This window comes from Paeniroseomonas aquatica (assembly GCF_030409335.1).
GTDB classification, from domain to species: domain Bacteria; phylum Pseudomonadota; class Alphaproteobacteria; order Acetobacterales; family Acetobacteraceae; genus Belnapia; species Belnapia aquatica.
The window spans coordinates 1-988 of sequence record NZ_JAUFPN010000245.1; the positions used below are offsets into that span (position 1 = coordinate 1).

Consider the following 988-nt stretch of genomic DNA (forward strand, 5'->3'; position numbering starts at 1 on the left):
ACTTCTTCAATGGCACCGGACTCAACGTGTCGATGTCCGACCTCGACCCCTCCACAATCCTGACGGCCGTGGCGTCGAAGGCCTTGCAGCAGGTCTGCACGGCAGCCCGTGCCGCCTGGAACCAGGCGGTAGGGTCAATCCAATGCGGCCTGACGGTCAGCGGCTGGAACATGGGATTTGGCGGCTTGGGTGGCGGGAATTTCTGCCCCCGTCTGGCCTTTGGTGGCGGCGGGCCCGCCCTTGGCAGCGCCTCGCTCTCGAGTGGCGCCAGCAATGGCTTCTACATCAACGGGCGGCCGTCGGTACCGGTTGGGTACACGGTCGTCCGCCCGCTTGGCCTCCAGCAGTGAGGGGCCGACAGATGCGCAAGGCACTCCTCGCGGCGACCGCACTCGCCTCGATCGTCGTTGTCCCTGCCGCGCCGGCACGCGCCGAGGTTCTCGATACCGCAGCGATCATCGCGCTGATCAAGAACACCGTCGCGGGCTTCACCCAGACCGCCAACTATCTCAAGGGTCAGATTGCGGCGCAGCAGCAGACCGCTGACGCCAGCAACACGGCGATGGCCCGCTTCCAGCGGAACGTCCGCAGCGCGCAGATCCGGGATGAGCACATTGCGACGCCTGCGGCCTGCGAGAGCCTGGACAATGGCCAGGCGATCACGGTCGGCGCCAGCCAAAGCTGGATCGTCGCCACTTCGCTGACGGCGGTCGCCAACCGGCGGCGCGAGGCGGGTCCAAATACCCCGGCCTGGCACGGCGAGGGACATGCCGCCGCCGACCGCGCCCGGCTGCACCGCAACCGCTATTGCTCGGAGCTGGAAGCCGCGGAAGGCGTTTGCCAGATCACGGAACGGCCGAATGGCGATGTCCGCTCGGCCAGCATGACGGGCGCCCTGTCCTATGGGCCGCAGGCCGAGAACATCAACGCCGCCATTGATTTCTCGATTATGGCGTTGCAGCCGGTCCCCTTGCGGGCGCTGCGGGGG

Annotated in this window: 2 pseudogenes; both read left to right on the forward strand. The window is 67.5% G+C overall.

The features are described from left to right. Positions 1-350, forward strand: a pseudogene (locus QWZ14_RS29100) (hypothetical protein); the annotation flags it as partial. Between the two features lie 11 nt (positions 351-361). Next, a pseudogene (locus QWZ14_RS29105) lies at positions 362-988 on the forward strand (hypothetical protein); the annotation flags it as partial.